Raw genomic sequence first — 13,864 nt, 5'->3', positions numbered from 1 at the left:
TCGCACCGTACTTGGAGCGCGACTGCTTGCGGTCTTTCACGCCTTGCAGGTCGAGCGAGCCACGAACGATGTGGTAACGCACACCGGGCAAGTCCTTGACACGACCGCCGCGAACCAGCACGACGCTGTGTTCCTGCAGGTTGTGGCCTTCGCCGCCGATGTAGGAAATGATTTCAAACCCGTTGGTCAGGCGCACTTTGGCGACTTTACGCAGAGCCGAGTTTGGCTTCTTCGGGGTGGTGGTGTACACACGGGTGCAGACACCACGGCGCTGTGGAGAATTCTCCATCGCGGGGCTTTTGGACTTGATCTTTTCGACCTCGCGTCCTTGGCGAACTAATTGATTGATGGTTGGCATTGAAAAACGTCCCTAAACGTCTGATAACTGACTGAAAAACACGCGGCAAACACTGTGAGATCGTGGCTCACCACGTGACTGACCGGCTTTTGTCGTAAAAACGGTCAGCTCTTCCAAAATTTGCGGAAAAGCCCATGAGTGTAGCAGTTCGGGCTTTTGTCGGCAAATCAGTCCAGTTTGATCCCCAGATCCACTGCCAGTTTGATCCACACCGGCACATCCCGCAGCCAGTCCTCACGGGTTTCTTTCAGATTTTTTGGCTTGTTCGGAATCGCGAAGGTTTCGCGCAGCTGCGCAGCCTTCGGCGTGTTGGCGCCTTCTACGGCGACTTGCGAGAGGGCCTTCAGCACCGCTTCAGGCGTGCCAGCAGGCGCCATCAACGGCAAGCCGCCTTCAAGCGTCACCAGGCGGCCCTCAATGCCTTGCTCGGTCAGCGTTGGCACGCCTGGCAGCTTGGGCGAGCGGTAGGAGCCCGTCACCCCGATGGCTTTGACGCCGCGCGGTTGCACTGTGGCAAACGACTGGTAACTGCCAATCGCCACCTGCAACTGCCCGCCCGCCACGTCCACCCACATCGGCGACTCACCACGGTAATTGATGGTGACGATTTTGGTGCCTTCGTTGCGGTTCGTCTGGTCAGCCACCATCTGCGGGTAGGAGCCGGCGGCATAACTGCCCATGTTGACCGGGTTTTTCTTGGCGTACGCAATCAGCTCGCGCATGGTGTTGACACCAATTTTTTCCGGCACACCGACCACCAGCGGGCCGGACGGGAAAAAAGCCACCGGCACAATGTCGGTGTCCAGGTTATAGGGCAGCTTGCTGTACAGCACGCGGTTTTGCCAGACGGTGCCCGAGGTGGTCATCAGCAAGGTGTAGCCGTCCGCTGGTGACTTGGCCACCGCATCAATCGCAATGATGGCACCCGCGCCCGGCTTGTTTTCCACAATCGCAGGGACACCGAACTTTGCCGTCAGTTGCTCCGCATAGAGCCGCGCGTAGGAATCCGTCAGCCCACCGGCTGCGAAGGCCACGATGATCCGAATCGGCTTGGTCGGCCAGCGCGCTGGCTGCGCCACGGCGTGGCGCATGACCGCTGGCAGCATCAGCGCGCCAGCGGCCAAGCCACCCGCCGCAATGAGCTGACGGCGTTGCAAGGATTGACCGGGGAGTTTGCGGCTGTTCATGGGTTGTTTTCTGATGGTGATGAAGCCATCCATCATAGGCACTGCGGCGTGGATTCGTCTCAGGAAAGACGCCTAGACTGGTCCCTGACGCGTCTTGGGGCACTGAGCGCTCGTCGATCCGATGGGTCTGGCCAGCAGTTTTTTAACGCCAATCCGTGGATTGTCGTGCGCGCCTCAAACGGCTACTTGATCCACAAACGGATCGAATCCCAGGCGCGGCCCAGAATACCGGCTTCCTCGACCGCCTCCAGCGCCACCAGCGGGATGTCCGCCACTGGCTGGCCAGTGCCAGTGCTGACTTTCAGCGTACCAAGCGCCTGGCCTTTGACAAACGGCGCGACCAGCGGGTCGGGCCGGGCGACCTGGGTCTGAACCTTGGCAGAGCTGCCGGCAGGAATGGCCAGCACGATGGCCTGCGGGCGGCCCAGTTTGACGGTGTTCGACTTGCCCTTCCAGACACTGGGCGAGGCGACCGGCTGGCCGGCGTCGAACAGTTTGACGGCTTCAAACGCGGTGTAGCCCCAGTTGAGCAGCTTTTGCGATTCGTTGGCCCGGTCGCTGTCACTGGCGGCGCCGAGAACGATGGCCAGCAAGCGCCGGCCACCGGGGGCGCCGGCAGTGCCGAGGTTCGGGAAGTCGCGTTTGGCGGTGGCGATCATGCAGTAGCCCGCCGCGTTGGTGTGGCCGGTTTTCAGGCCGTCCACCGAAGGGTCACGGAACAGCAAGGTGTTGCGGTTGGTGTCGTTGGCGGCGGGTGTGCCGGGGTAGCGGTATTTCTTGATGGCCGAAAAACCCATGTAGTCGGGAAAGTCCTGCATCAACCGGGTCGACAAAATGCTCAGGTCACGCGCCGTCGTGGTGTGGCCCGACTCGGTCAGGCCCTCCGGGTTTTTGTAGCTGGTCGAGTTCATGCCCAGCGCCTTGGCCTGCTGATTCATGAGTTTGACGAAGTTCTCGGCGCTGCCGCCCACGCCTTCAGCCAGCGCCATGGTGGCGTCATTGCCAGACTGAACAATCATGCCCTTGATCAGGTCTTCCACCGGCACCTGCATCTTGGGGTCAATGAACATGCGGGAGCCGGGCATTTTCCAGGCGCGCTCGCTGACGCCAAAGGTCTGTTTGAGATCGATTTTTTTGGATTTCAGCGCATCAAACACCAAGTACTCGGTCATGAGCTTGGTCAGCGACGCCGGCTCCACGGGTGAGTCTATGTCCTTCGCGGCGAGGATCTGGTTCGCCGTGACGTCGAGCAACAGATAAGAGCGGGCAGCCACTTCCGGCGGCTGCGGCATCTGGGCTTGCACTGTCGGCATAAAACCTGCGGAGCCAACGAACGCCAGGGAAGCGGCCATGCCGCGAAAAACTGTAGCAAAACGCATGGGGGAATAAAACCTGGAAATAGAAGAAGGAAGGACGAAAAGCGCTCAGCGCAAGTGGCGCGCGACCAGACTTTTCAGCAGCGGCAATTGTCCATGAAAGAAATGCCCGCCTCCCGGAACAACCGTAACAGGCAGTAGCTGCGGCCGGGCCCAGTCCATCACCGCCTGCAGTGGCACGGTGTCGTCCTGCTCGCCATGAATCACCAAGGTCTGCTCATGCGCCGCCTCGGCCACAGGCGCGACCGCAAAGCGGCTCGCCGCTGGCGCCACCAGCACCAGCTTGTCAATGGCACGCGCCGGTTGCAGGCGCGCAAACACCTGCGAGGTCACAAAACCGCCGAAGGAAAAACCGGCCAGCGCCAGCGCGCCCACAGGCGCGGCCTGCTGCACCACCGCCAGCATATCGTCGACCTCGCCGCGGCCTTCGTCGTACACCCCTTCGCTGCCGCCAACGCCGCGAAAGTTGAAGCGCACCGCCGTCCAGCCGCTCTGGGTGAAGGCGCGCGCCAGCGTCTGCACCACCTTGTTGTCCAGCGTGCCGCCGAACAGCGGGTGCGGATGCGCGATCACAGCGACGCCGCGCGAGGCGCCGGCGGGCGCATCAAGGGCCATTTCAATGGCACCGGCCGGACCGGGGAATGTGCTTTTTTGGGTGTGGGCGTTCAAGAGGCAACCTCATTGCGATTTTGAATGCTATCGAATTTATAGCTGTTCGCGCCCGGCCGCCATGGGCTGAGAGCACAAATCATTCATTTTTGTCGTATCGGAAAATCAACGCCCAAGGTGCGCGGGCGTCAGCAGGCGCTCGACCACTTGCCCGTTTTTGAGGTGCGACTCGACAATCTCGTCGATGTCGTGCACATCGACATAGGTGTACCACACCGCTTCGGGGTACACCACCGCCACCGGCCCGGCAGCGCAGCGGTCCAGGCAGCCGGCCTTGTTGACACGCACCTTGCCCGGTCCGGCCAGGCCAGCCGCCTTGACCTGCGACTTGCAGCGGTCAAAGCCCTGCTGCGCCCGGTGGTTGGCGCAGCTGTCTTCGCCGTTTTCACGCTGGTTGAGGCAAAAGAAAATATGCCGTTCGTAATAAGAGTCCGGGGATGCGGCCGGAGCCGCGCCTGTCGCGCTGGGTAGAGTCATGCCCCGATTTTACTTTCGGCCGCTTCTGCCGCCTTGCGCACGGACAAACGCACCAACACATAGACCAGCGCCGCAAACGGCCAGAGCCAGCCCAACCACTGGGCCAGGCCGTTGAAGCGCACAAACCGTCCCTGCTCCCAGATCTGCAAGGTCTCGGCAAAATAAGGGCCAGCCGGCGCCTGGTTCAGCATCGACAAATGCACACACAGCGCGACCAGCAGCAGCGCGGCGCTGGCCCGGCGCGGCACCGGCAACAGCGACAAGGCCAGTACGCCGCCCATGACCAAACCCACCTGAACCGGGAAGTCCAGCCAGGCCCAGGCATGGTCGGGGCCATAGCTGAGCGCCGCCGACAGGGCCGTCAGCACAATGCCGGTTGCCAGGGCTGCGATCAGGAAAAACGCCCGCTGCGGCCAGGTGCGCACCACGCCATAAGCAAGCAGGCAGGGAATCAACGCGCCCAGTGCCACGCAAATCACCTCGGCGCCCGGCACCAGCGGCTGCAGTTCAATGTCGCGCACCGGTAGCCATTCGAGGAATGGCGTGTCGGCCAGCATGTCGGCCAGCCAGTGTTCCAGCCGCTCGATCACCTGGCCCAGCCCCAGCGGCACCGAAGCGGGAAACAGCAGCGCCACCGGCCACAACGCCAGCAGCACCAGCGCGCCGCGCGCGTCGCGCACAAACCAGCGCGCGCGGACGCGGCTCCAGCGGGCGATGGCGCCGGCTTTTTCCAGCAGCCAGGCGCTGCACGCGCCCAGCAAAGCTCCAGCGGTGTTCAGCGCAAAGTCCACGTTCGAAGGCACACGCGAAGGCAGGTAGCTCTGCAGGGTTTCCATGGTCAGCGACAACAGGCCCGCGCCCAGCACCGCCACGGTGACGGCCCAGCGAATGCGGCCGCTTCGCAACGCCGCCAGGGCCAGCAGGAAACCCAGCGGCGCGTAACCCGCGATATTGACGCCGACATCAAAACCAGTCCAGTAACGCGGCAAGGGTGCAGTCAGAAAATTCAGCGGTGAAATGCCCTGATTGCGCCATTCGGCAAACGGGTAGAGGCTGGCATAAACAATCAGGCAGACGGTCGCCAGCGCAAGAGGCCAGCTTGCAGTTGGCTCACCCCTATCGTCTTCACTCCGCTTCGCTGCGTGTAATTCCTTTTCCCCTTCCAGGGGACGACGCATCGCGCCCGGCGAAGCCGGTTCGCCCGCGTCCGCTGGTATGGCGTCTGGTGAATTCGGAGGGCTCACGCTGCGCGGCCTTCGGTGTTTAAAAGGGCTTGACGACGACCAGCACCACGGCGGCGAACAGAAGCAGCACCGGCACCTCGTTGAACCAGCGCCACCACACGTGGCTGCGCGTGTTGCGCTGCGCGATGAACTTCGCAAGGATGCGGCCACACGCGTGGTGGTAACCGATGGCCAGCACGACCACGGCCAGCTTGGCATGCATCCAGCCACTGCCGGGGCCACGGCCTATGCCGTAACCAAGCCACAGCCACAGCCCGAAAACCAGCGCGGGCACGGCCAGCAGGGTGGTGAAACGCAGCAGCTTGCGCGCCATCAGAATCAGACGCTCGCGTTCGGCCACACTCTCCGGCGGCACCATCGCCAGGTTCACAAAAATGCGCGGCAGGTAAAACAGGCCCGCAAACCAGCTGGCGACAAAAACAATGTGAAGTGATTTGACCCAGAGCATGGGCGAAGTGTAGCCCGCAGGCCAAGCGCAACGCCGGCGAAGGCCCATGCGCGGTCAGGGCGTTACCGGGCTGGTCAGCGCCAGAAAAATCATGGACCTGCGAACTCCCCGGCTTGGCTGTCCGAGAAGCCGCTTGTCACATCGGCCTGCGCTAACTAGAATTAGTAGGTGTTGTTACCTTTTGGTGGCAGCATCCCGCTTTTCCTCCCTGAGCGGGTGCCTTTACGTGTCACAGCAAAAAGGCTTCCCCGCCCGGTTGACCTTGTGTCATCCGGGCATTTTTTTGCCTGCCGCCATGGCAACCTGTGCCCTTGCAAAGCAGCGGGCATGGCAGAATTTGCCAATGACCGCCTTCGCCCCCTACCCTTCCGGCCGGCCACGCCGCCTGCGCCGCGACAGCTTCACGCGCAACCTGGTGCGTGAAAACGCGCTCAGTGCGCACGACCTGATTTACCCGGTGTTTGTCACCGACGGCTCGAAGCGCCGCGAAGCGGTAACTTCAATGCCGGGCGTCGAACGCCTGAGCCTGGACATGCTGTTGCCGGTGGCTGAGGAATGTGTGCGGCTCGGCATTCCGGTGATCGCGCTGTTCCCGGTGATCGACGCGTCGCTCAAGACGTACGACGGCAAGGAAGCGCTGAACCCCGACGGCCTGGTGCCGCGTGTGGTGCGTGAACTGAAAAAACGCTTTCCCGAACTCGGCGTGATGACCGATGTGGCGCTGGACCCCTTCACCAGCCATGGCCAGGATGGCCTGCCCGACAAAGAGACCGGCTACATCCTCAACGACGAGACGATTGAACTGCTGGTGGGACAGGCGCTGGCCCAGGCCGAAGCCGGCGTGGACATCGTCGCGCCCAGCGACATGATGGACGGCCGCATAGGCGCGATCCGCAACGCGCTCGAATCGCGCAAGATGATCCACACCCGCATCATGGCCTACAGCGCCAAATACGCGAGCGCGTTTTACGGGCCCTTTCGCGATGCGGTGGGCTCTGCCGGCAACCTCGGCAAGGCCGACAAAAAGGTTTATCAGATGGACCCGGGCAACAGCGACGAGGCACTGCGGGAAGTCGCCATGGACATTACCGAAGGCGCCGACATGGTGATGGTCAAGCCCGGCATGCCTTACCTGGACGTGGTGCGCCGCGTCAAGGACGAGTTTGGGGTGCCGACTTTTGCCTACCAGGTCAGCGGCGAATACGCGATGCTCAAGGCCGCCGCGCAAAACGGCTGGCTCGACCACGATGCGGTGATGATGGAAAGCCTGCTGGCTTTCAAGCGCGCCGGCGCCGATGGCGTGCTGACCTACTTTGCCGTGGCTGCCGCCCGTTTGCTACAGAATAAATAGCGCTTTGCCCAGGACAGATATGGGCTGCAGGCCAATTTGGTCATTATTTGACGATCAACCGGACAGACACCGTGCAAATTGTTGAATTCACCGCCGACAGCCTGCGTTTCTCGGACGCCTTGCCTGCGCAGCCGCCTGCCGATGGCTTCGTCTGGATATTTTTTGACCGCGACGAGTTCGAATCCCACCAGTCGCTCATGCAGCAAGCTGCGCAAAAAATAGGCGGCTCGGCGCTGCTGGACCTGCACTGCCAGGACCTGGGCAATGCCGCCCATCCCTCGCACTACGACTTCACCTCGATTTACGACCTGATCATCTTCCGGCGGCTGGCGACCCAGGTAGAGACTCGCGCCGAAGCCGAGCACGAGGCCGCCGTCGAGGCCTATCACGGCCAAGGCGGGCAGCCGCGCATCAAACCGCGCGGCGGCCTGGCCGCCTTCAACCGCATCAGCTCGCGCGCGGTGGGTTTTGTGGTGTTCGACCGACTCCTGATCAGCGTGCACCCGCGCGGCTGTTACACCGCCAAAAGTTTCATCGAACGCTCGCTGACAGACGCCAAATTCAGCGTGGACGCGGTGTCGGCGCGCAGCCGCATTCCGTCCAGCCCGGCCGACCTGGTGCTGCGCATGGTCAACGCGATGGTCGACAGCTACCTCGATGTGCGCAAGGAGCTCACGACGCAGCTCGAGCACTGGCAGGGCGAATTGCTCAAACCCAACTCGCGGTTCATCAACTGGGGCTCGCTGATGGGCGCGCGCAGCCAATTGCATGTGCTCGAAGACCTGTGCGACGAACAGCACGACGCGATGCAGGAATGGCTGGACTCGCTGCGCGAGCAGCCGATGTCGTCGTTTGCCGCCGATGCCCAGCTCGCGCAGTCACGCCGTGACCAGATGGTGGCACGCGCGCGCGACGTGATTGAACACATCCAGCGCGTGGTGCACCACGCACGCCGACTGGAACAATCCGCTGAAACCGTGGTGCAGATCCACTTCAGCGCGCAAAGCAATCGCACCAACAGCATCATGCGGACGTTGACGGCGCTGACCGCCATTTTTCTGCCGCTGAACCTGATCACCGGATTTTTCGGCATGAACTTCGAGTTTTTGCCGCTGATCCACACGCGTTACGGCTTCTGGTGGATCTTCGGCTTCATGATTGTGCTGATCATCGCCGTGGGGACGGTGTTCTGGCGCAAGCAGTACCTCGCCAGAACCGCGCGCTAGACAAAGGGCGGCGTCAGGCCCTCGGCCACCAGCACACGCTGCACTGCAGGCCGCGCCAGCATGCGCTGCAGATACGGGCCGAGCTGCGGCCGGGTTCGGGCGGCGGGTGATGCGAAGTTGCGCGTCCAGCGGCACAGCGTGAACACATACGCATCGAGCATGCTGTAGTCATCGCCTCCAAACCAAGGCCCACCGTGGCGAGCCAGTTCAGCATCGAGCTGGTTCAGCAAGCCGCTGATTCTGGTTTCGGCCTGCGCCTTGACCTCGGCGGCGCCGGCGCTATTGCCCGGAGCCACCGAACGCTCGGGGTAAAAATAAGTGATCAGCGTGGCCTGCAGCGTATTGGTCAACCACATCAGCCACTTGTAGAAGTGTGCGCGCCTGGCTGTGCCCAGGGCCGGCGCCAAACCCGCTTCGGGATGGGTGTCGCACAAATGCAGGCAGATCGCGGCGGTCTCATACAGCACCAGATCCGCGTCCACCAACACCGGAATCAGCCCATTCGGGTTGAGCCTCAGATAGTCCGGCGCCTTGTGGGCGTTTTGTGTGCGGTCCACCAGCACGCGCTGGTAAGGTACGCCGATTTCTTCGAGCAGGATGTGCGGCACCATGGCGGCGGTGCTCGGGTAGTAGTGCAGATGGATCATGGCTCCTTGACGCCGAACAAACTGGCACCGTTGTCCCAGCCGACTTTGCGCGCCACATCGGCCGGCAGGTCGCCCAGCCACACGCGGTAGCCCTTCATCAACTCGTCGTAATACTGCCAGCGCTGGTTGACCCAGGTGTCCGAGCCGATCATGAAACGCGTTGAGTACTTGAGGAGCAGTGCGCGCCACTCGCCACACAGCTTGCCACTGTCGCAGGTCAGGCCGGGCCGGTAAGACAGCTCGCCCATCAGCAAGGGGTATTTCGCAAACAGCGCGTCCACCCGCGCAGCAGGCGCACCGCCAATGCCGGTGTGCGCCCAGATCAGCCGCGTGCCCGGTGCATGCGCCATCAACAGGTCAATCGCCACGTCGTCCACATGCGCCAGGATGGCGAGCTTGTTCTTCTCGGCAAATTGCATCAGTTTTTTCGCCACTGGTCCGTTCGCATTGGCGCTGTCATACAGATGGAACTCGCCGATGCCTTTGTACGGCCCGGCCTGCGCGCCAGTCACGCCGCGCGCAAACTCGGTTTGCACCATCTCGTAAATCGTCTCGTCGCGGAACCAGTTGTCGTAGTCGGCGCGGTTGCGGTACAGGCGGATAAAAGGCACCACCGTCACGCCGGCCTGGCGGGTCTGCGCCAGTGAGGCCAGAGCTTTGGTACCGTCGTTGGGCCGGGAGTTGGCGATGATGGCCTTGACGCCGTTTCGCTGCATACGCGCCAACACGTCGGCAGGGCCATGCGGTCCGGTCTGGCCGTCCCAGGCTTCCTCGTTGTAGTGCAGATGCGCGTCAAACAAGGGGCCGGCGTAGTCAGCAGCCTGTGCGGCCAACGGTGCAGTTGCTATTAAAAATATAGCTGCTTGCGCCCGCCAGCTATGGGCCAGATGCCAAAAAGACTCAAGGACTGGACTGCGCGCCATGCTCAACCCAGGTGTTTGGCGAAGAAATCCAGCGTGCGCTGCCTGGCCAGTTTGGCTGCAGCTTCGTTGAACGAGCCGCGCTGGTCGCAGTTGAAGCCGTGGTTGGCTTCGTAGACATGGACCTCCACGCCCGGCTGTGCCTTTTTGAAGGCCTCGACGGTGTCCAGCGGGATCCAGTGGTCCTGGTTGCCGAAGTGGGCCATCACCGGGCAGGCCGGCTGGCGCGACGGCTCATCGCCCGCTGTCATGCCACCACCGTAATAAGGCACGGCCGCCGCCAGGCCGGACAAAGTGCAGGCCGCGCGCCAGGTCAGCAGGCCGCCCCAGCAGAAACCCACGATGCCGACCTTGCCGCCGGAGGTCTTCGCCGCATGGTTGATGGCGACCTGAATATCCTGCAACACGCCGGGCGACGGCAGTTCCTCAACGGCGGTCTTGAGCGCGAAGCCAGCGTTCATGTCGGGCTCGGTGTAACCCATCTCGACGCCCGGCTTGACGCGGTGAAAGGTGGCTGGCGCAACAGCCAGATAACCAGCGGCGGCGTAGCCGTCGGCCACCGAGCGGATGTGCGCGTTGACGCCAAAAATCTCCTGCAGCACCACAACAGCGCCTTTGGGTTTACCGGCCGGCTCCACCACATAGGCCGGAAACACAAAACCGTCGGCGGATGTGAGGTCGATGAAGTTGGGCATGGTGAAAGTCTCCTGATGCGGGATGGATGGTGGTGAACGATTCAATTTACTTTGCAGCGAGTTTTTTCTCAAGCAGGTCCAGGCGGTCCTGGCCCCAGAAAATCTCGCCATTGACCACATAGCTGGGGGCGCCGAACACACCGGCGCCGATGGCTTGTTGGGTATGGGCTTCATACAACTGCTGGATATCCAGCCACTGCGACTGCGCCAGCCGCTGCGCGTCGCGGCCGCATTCCTTGAGAATCCCGGCCAGCACCTGGTCATCGGCAATGTTGCGCTCTTCGGTCCAGACCGCGCGGAATATGGCGCCCGCCAGCGCCATGGCCGCAGCGCTGCCATCCTGCTGGTCCACCACCGTGATCAGCCGCGCAGCCGGGTCGCCGCCCACGGGGAAAAATTTGGGTTGGCGGTTCAGCGGCACCTGCAGGTGCTCGCTGAAACGCTGCAACTCGACCAGCCGGTAAGCCTGGCGCTGCGGCGCACGCTGGCCCAGCGGCAGGCCACCAGACAGCGGGAAAATCTTGCCGAAGTCTACCGGCAGCACCCGCACCGTCGCTCCGGCCGCAGCGGCGATCTGCACAAAGCGCTGGTGGCCCAGATAAGTCCACGGGCTTTGCGGCGTGAAATAGTAGTCGATGCTGATGCTCACGGATGTCTCCTGTTGGCGCTGCTGCCGATTGATGTACATTGATTTGGTCCCCGGTTGTAACCGGGTTTGCCCTTTTTTGCTGGAGGCCGGCTTTGTCCCACGTTGTTTTGATCACGGGCGCCTCGCGCGGCATAGGCGCCGCCACCGCCCTGCTGGCCGCCCGCCAGGGGTACGCGGTGGCCGTCAACTACACGGCCAATTCGCTGGCCGCCGACGAGGTGGTGCGCCAGATCCGCCAGGGCGGCGGCAACGCCATCACGGTGCAGGCCGATGTGGCCGACGAGGCCCAGGTGCTGGCCATGTTTGAAAAGGTCGATGCCAAACTCGGACGGCTGACGGCGCTGGTCAACAACGCCGGTGTGGTGGACCGCACCGAACGCGTGGACGGCATGAGTGTGGCCCGGCTCAAGCGCATGTTCGACATCAATGTCATCGGCAGCATGGTTTGCGCGCGCGAAGCGGTCAAACGAATGAGCACACGTTACGGCGGCGGAGGCGGCGCGATTGTCAACGTCTCCAGTGTGGCTGCCCGTCTTGGCGCGCCCAGCCAGTATGTGGACTATGCGGCGGCCAAGGGCGCAGTGGATGTCTTCACCATCGGTCTGGCCAAAGAAGTGGCGGGCGAAGGCATACGTGTCAACGCGGTAAGGCCCGGCATCATCGACACCGACATTCACGCCTCGGGCGGCCTGCCGGACCGCGCGCGCGACCTGGCACCGCAGGTACCGATGTTGCGCGCCGGCACGGCCGAAGAGGTGGCGCAAAGCATTGTCTGGTTGATGGGAGCCGAGTCGGGCTACACGACAGGTGCCCTGCTCGACATCGCAGGAGGCCGCTGATGGATGCCATGGCCCGGTTTGTCATCCCGGACCCGATCCGGGATCCATGCTTCGTCAACCACCGCTGGTCGTTGGTGGCATGGATTGCGGATCAAGTCCGCAATGACAGACAAAGGGAAGGCAAACAATAATGGACTTCAAACCTCTGGTGACTTTGCTGGCCATCGTCAACCCGCTGGCCATCGTGCCCTTTTTCATCCATTACACGCGCGACTTTTCGCCCGAGCAGCGGCGCCGCACCATCGTCACCGCCGCGTTCAGTGCCTTCCTGGTGATCGCCACCAGCGCGCTGCTGGGTCTGCAGATTCTTGAATTTTTCAGCATCTCGCTGGCCAGCTTCCAGGTCGGCGGCGGCATGTTGCTGCTGATCAGCTCGATGAACATGCTCAACGCACAACCCGCCGAAGCCAAACCGCACACCCACGAGATGGAAGACGGCGCCGAAAAAGCCGCGATGGGCGCCAGCATCGCCGTGGTACCGCTGACCATTCCGCTGCTGACCGGCCCGGCCACCATGTCCACCGTGGTGATTTACGCCGAAAAGGCGCAGAACTTTCTGCAACTGGCCACGCTGGTCGGCTACGGCGTGGTGATCGGCCTGGCGACGGCGGTGTGTTTTGCGCTGGCCGACCCGATTGCGCGCGTACTCGGCAAAACCGGCATCAATGTGATGACGCGCCTGATGGGCCTGATTCTGGCGGCGCTGGCGATCGAGGTGATGACCGGCGGGCTGCTCAAGCTGTTTCCGATCCTCGGCCGGGGTTAGTAGTCAAATTGGCGCTCAACCCATAGCCAGCAAGCGCAAACAGCTATTAATTTTGTAGCATGTAGATGAGCCGGTTGCTGGCACCGCGCTGGCACCGGACAGCGAAACGATTGTGCTTGCTGAGGTCACAAAAGTCGCGACGCAAAGAGGGCTTGTCCACGCGCAGCCCGGCCTGGAAAATCGCGCCATAGCCATCGCTTTCAGGAAAGACCTCTCTGCATGAACCCCACCCCCCTCCAGTCTGCCGTCGAGGCGCTTGTCCAGGCGCGCGTCCATCAGCGCCCCGCCGATAGCGCACAAGCCGCGCAGGGTGTAACCAGCTTCGGGCTGGCCTATGAAGTGCAGCAAGGCGTGGCTGAACGTCTGCAGTGGTTCAAGCAGGAAACGCCTCGCCACTGGAAGACTGGAGGACCCTCGCGCGACGCCCTCCAGACACATGCCCCGCTGCCGCCAGACGGCATCTGGCGCAGCCCTGCGGTCAGCACCTGGCCGTTTGCAATGCGCGGCATCGAGGCCGAGATTGCGCTGCGTCTGGGTGTGGATGTGGATGCGCAAGGCGCAGCCTCGCTGGACCGTGACAGCGCCGGCCGTCTGGTTGATGCGATGGCCGTGTCCATTGAGATCGTTGACTCGCGCTGGGTGCAGGGCCTGGAAGCGCCGGCACCGCTCAAACTCGCCGACCTGCAATCGCATGGTGCCCTGGTGCTGGGCGACTGGGTGGCGTTTGATGCAGCACATGACTGGTCGGCCCAGGTGTGTCGGGTGCAGATTGGCGACGCGCCGACCCAGGTCTTTCGCGGCGCCCACTCGATGGGTGACCCGGCGTATGTGTTGCCCGCCTGGCTGCGCCATGCCACGCGTGGCGGCCAGGTGCTGCGCGCCGGCAGCGTGGTGACGACCGGCACCTGGTGCGGCATCCTGCACGCGCAGTCGGGCGACACGGTGATTGCCAGCTTCGACGGTATTGGCGAAGCGCGCGTGGCCTTCACGGCCTGACCCACACGCCGCGCCA

16 protein-coding genes are annotated in these 13,864 nt (G+C 62.8%); 5 read left to right on the top strand and 11 right to left on the bottom strand.

All coding sequences use genetic code 11. The features are described 5' to 3' along the window. From rpsL to ACH2CW_RS14060, 7 genes are all read right to left on the bottom strand, one after another. Positions 1–358: 30S ribosomal protein S12 (gene rpsL / locus ACH2CW_RS14090; RefSeq protein ID WP_395059202.1), on the bottom strand; the 358-nt coding region annotated here is incomplete at its 3' end. A 167-nt stretch (positions 359–525) separates the two neighbouring features. Further along, positions 526–1,545, bottom strand: a complete 1,020-nt coding sequence (locus ACH2CW_RS14085) for a Bug family tripartite tricarboxylate transporter substrate binding protein (protein WP_395059200.1) — start codon at positions 1,543–1,545, stop codon at positions 526–528. Between the two features lie 182 nt (positions 1,546–1,727). Then, a complete protein-coding gene (locus ACH2CW_RS14080; protein WP_395059204.1) occupies positions 1,728–2,897 on the bottom strand; it encodes a D-alanyl-D-alanine carboxypeptidase family protein in 1,170 nt (389 codons plus the stop codon). A 72-nt stretch (positions 2,898–2,969) separates the two neighbouring features. Further along, positions 2,970–3,590 (bottom strand): alpha/beta hydrolase, encoded by a 621-nt coding sequence (locus tag ACH2CW_RS14075; RefSeq protein WP_395059198.1) that lies wholly within the window; start codon positions 3,588–3,590, stop codon positions 2,970–2,972. A 105-nt stretch (positions 3,591–3,695) separates the two neighbouring features. Then, on the bottom strand, positions 3,696–4,067 hold the full coding sequence (locus ACH2CW_RS14070) for a (2Fe-2S) ferredoxin domain-containing protein (protein ID WP_395059196.1): 372 nt from the start codon (positions 4,065–4,067) through the stop codon (positions 3,696–3,698). Further along, positions 4,064–5,245: a VanZ family protein gene (locus ACH2CW_RS14065; RefSeq protein WP_395059194.1), complete on the bottom strand. Its 1,182-nt coding sequence runs from the start codon at positions 5,243–5,245 to the stop codon at positions 4,064–4,066. The genes ACH2CW_RS14070 and ACH2CW_RS14065 overlap by 4 nt, the downstream gene beginning before the upstream one ends. 85 nt (positions 5,246–5,330) lie before the next feature. Further along, positions 5,331–5,759 carry a CopD family protein gene (locus tag ACH2CW_RS14060; RefSeq protein ID WP_395059192.1) on the bottom strand — a complete coding sequence of 143 codons (429 nt, stop codon included), beginning with the start codon at positions 5,757–5,759 and terminating at the stop codon, positions 5,331–5,333. A 343-nt stretch (positions 5,760–6,102) separates the two neighbouring features. On the opposite strand from ACH2CW_RS14060, the gene hemB reads away from it, so the two are divergent. Beyond that, the gene (gene hemB, locus ACH2CW_RS14055) at positions 6,103–7,110 is read left to right on the top strand and encodes a porphobilinogen synthase (RefSeq protein ID WP_395059190.1); all 1,008 of its coding nucleotides are present in this window, start codon (positions 6,103–6,105) and stop codon (positions 7,108–7,110) included. Positions 7,111–7,181: 71 nt separating this feature from the next. Next, positions 7,182–8,336, top strand: a complete 1,155-nt coding sequence (locus tag ACH2CW_RS14050) for a magnesium transporter CorA family protein (RefSeq protein ID WP_395059188.1) — start codon at positions 7,182–7,184, stop codon at positions 8,334–8,336. Here ACH2CW_RS14050 and ACH2CW_RS14045 read toward each other — a convergent pair. From ACH2CW_RS14045 to ACH2CW_RS14030, 4 genes are read right to left on the bottom strand one after another with little or no spacing between them, the layout of a single operon-like run. Next, positions 8,333–8,983 carry a glutathione S-transferase family protein gene (locus ACH2CW_RS14045; protein WP_395059186.1) on the bottom strand — a complete coding sequence of 217 codons (651 nt, stop codon included), beginning with the start codon at positions 8,981–8,983 and terminating at the stop codon, positions 8,333–8,335. The genes ACH2CW_RS14050 and ACH2CW_RS14045 overlap by 4 nt on opposite strands. Beyond that, positions 8,980–9,906: an amidohydrolase gene (locus tag ACH2CW_RS14040; RefSeq protein WP_395059184.1), complete on the bottom strand. Its 927-nt coding sequence runs from the start codon at positions 9,904–9,906 to the stop codon at positions 8,980–8,982. Before ACH2CW_RS14040 ends, ACH2CW_RS14045 begins: the two co-directional genes overlap by 4 nt. 2 nt (positions 9,907–9,908) lie before the next feature. Further along, positions 9,909–10,598 (bottom strand): dienelactone hydrolase family protein, encoded by a 690-nt coding sequence (locus tag ACH2CW_RS14035; protein ID WP_395059182.1) that lies wholly within the window; start codon positions 10,596–10,598, stop codon positions 9,909–9,911. Positions 10,599–10,644: 46 nt separating this feature from the next. After that, positions 10,645–11,247 carry a 2-hydroxychromene-2-carboxylate isomerase gene (locus ACH2CW_RS14030; RefSeq protein ID WP_395059180.1) on the bottom strand — a complete coding sequence of 201 codons (603 nt, stop codon included), beginning with the start codon at positions 11,245–11,247 and terminating at the stop codon, positions 10,645–10,647. Positions 11,248–11,339: 92 nt separating this feature from the next. Here ACH2CW_RS14030 and ACH2CW_RS14025 point away from each other — a divergent pair, with 92 nt between their 5' ends. The 3 genes from ACH2CW_RS14025 to ACH2CW_RS14015 all read left to right on the top strand — a co-directional run bounded on the left by ACH2CW_RS14025 (position 11,340) and on the right by ACH2CW_RS14015 (position 13,848). Next, positions 11,340–12,086, top strand: a complete 747-nt coding sequence (locus ACH2CW_RS14025) for an SDR family oxidoreductase (protein WP_395059178.1) — start codon at positions 11,340–11,342, stop codon at positions 12,084–12,086. 130 nt (positions 12,087–12,216) lie between these two features. After that, entirely contained in the window at positions 12,217–12,852 is a 636-nt protein-coding gene (locus ACH2CW_RS14020; RefSeq protein ID WP_395059176.1) for a MarC family protein, read from the top strand. A 219-nt stretch (positions 12,853–13,071) separates the two neighbouring features. Then, positions 13,072–13,848: a fumarylacetoacetate hydrolase family protein gene (locus tag ACH2CW_RS14015; RefSeq protein WP_395059174.1), complete on the top strand. Its 777-nt coding sequence runs from the start codon at positions 13,072–13,074 to the stop codon at positions 13,846–13,848. The last annotated feature ends 16 nt before the right edge of the window (positions 13,849–13,864 follow it).

Origin of the sequence: Polaromonas sp. (assembly GCF_043778355.1) — a bacterium.
Classification (GTDB): Bacteria; Pseudomonadota; Gammaproteobacteria; order Burkholderiales; family Burkholderiaceae_C; genus Polaromonas.
Note: the sequence above shows the minus strand (reverse complement) of the source record. Positions and strands in the feature narration are given on the sequence as shown.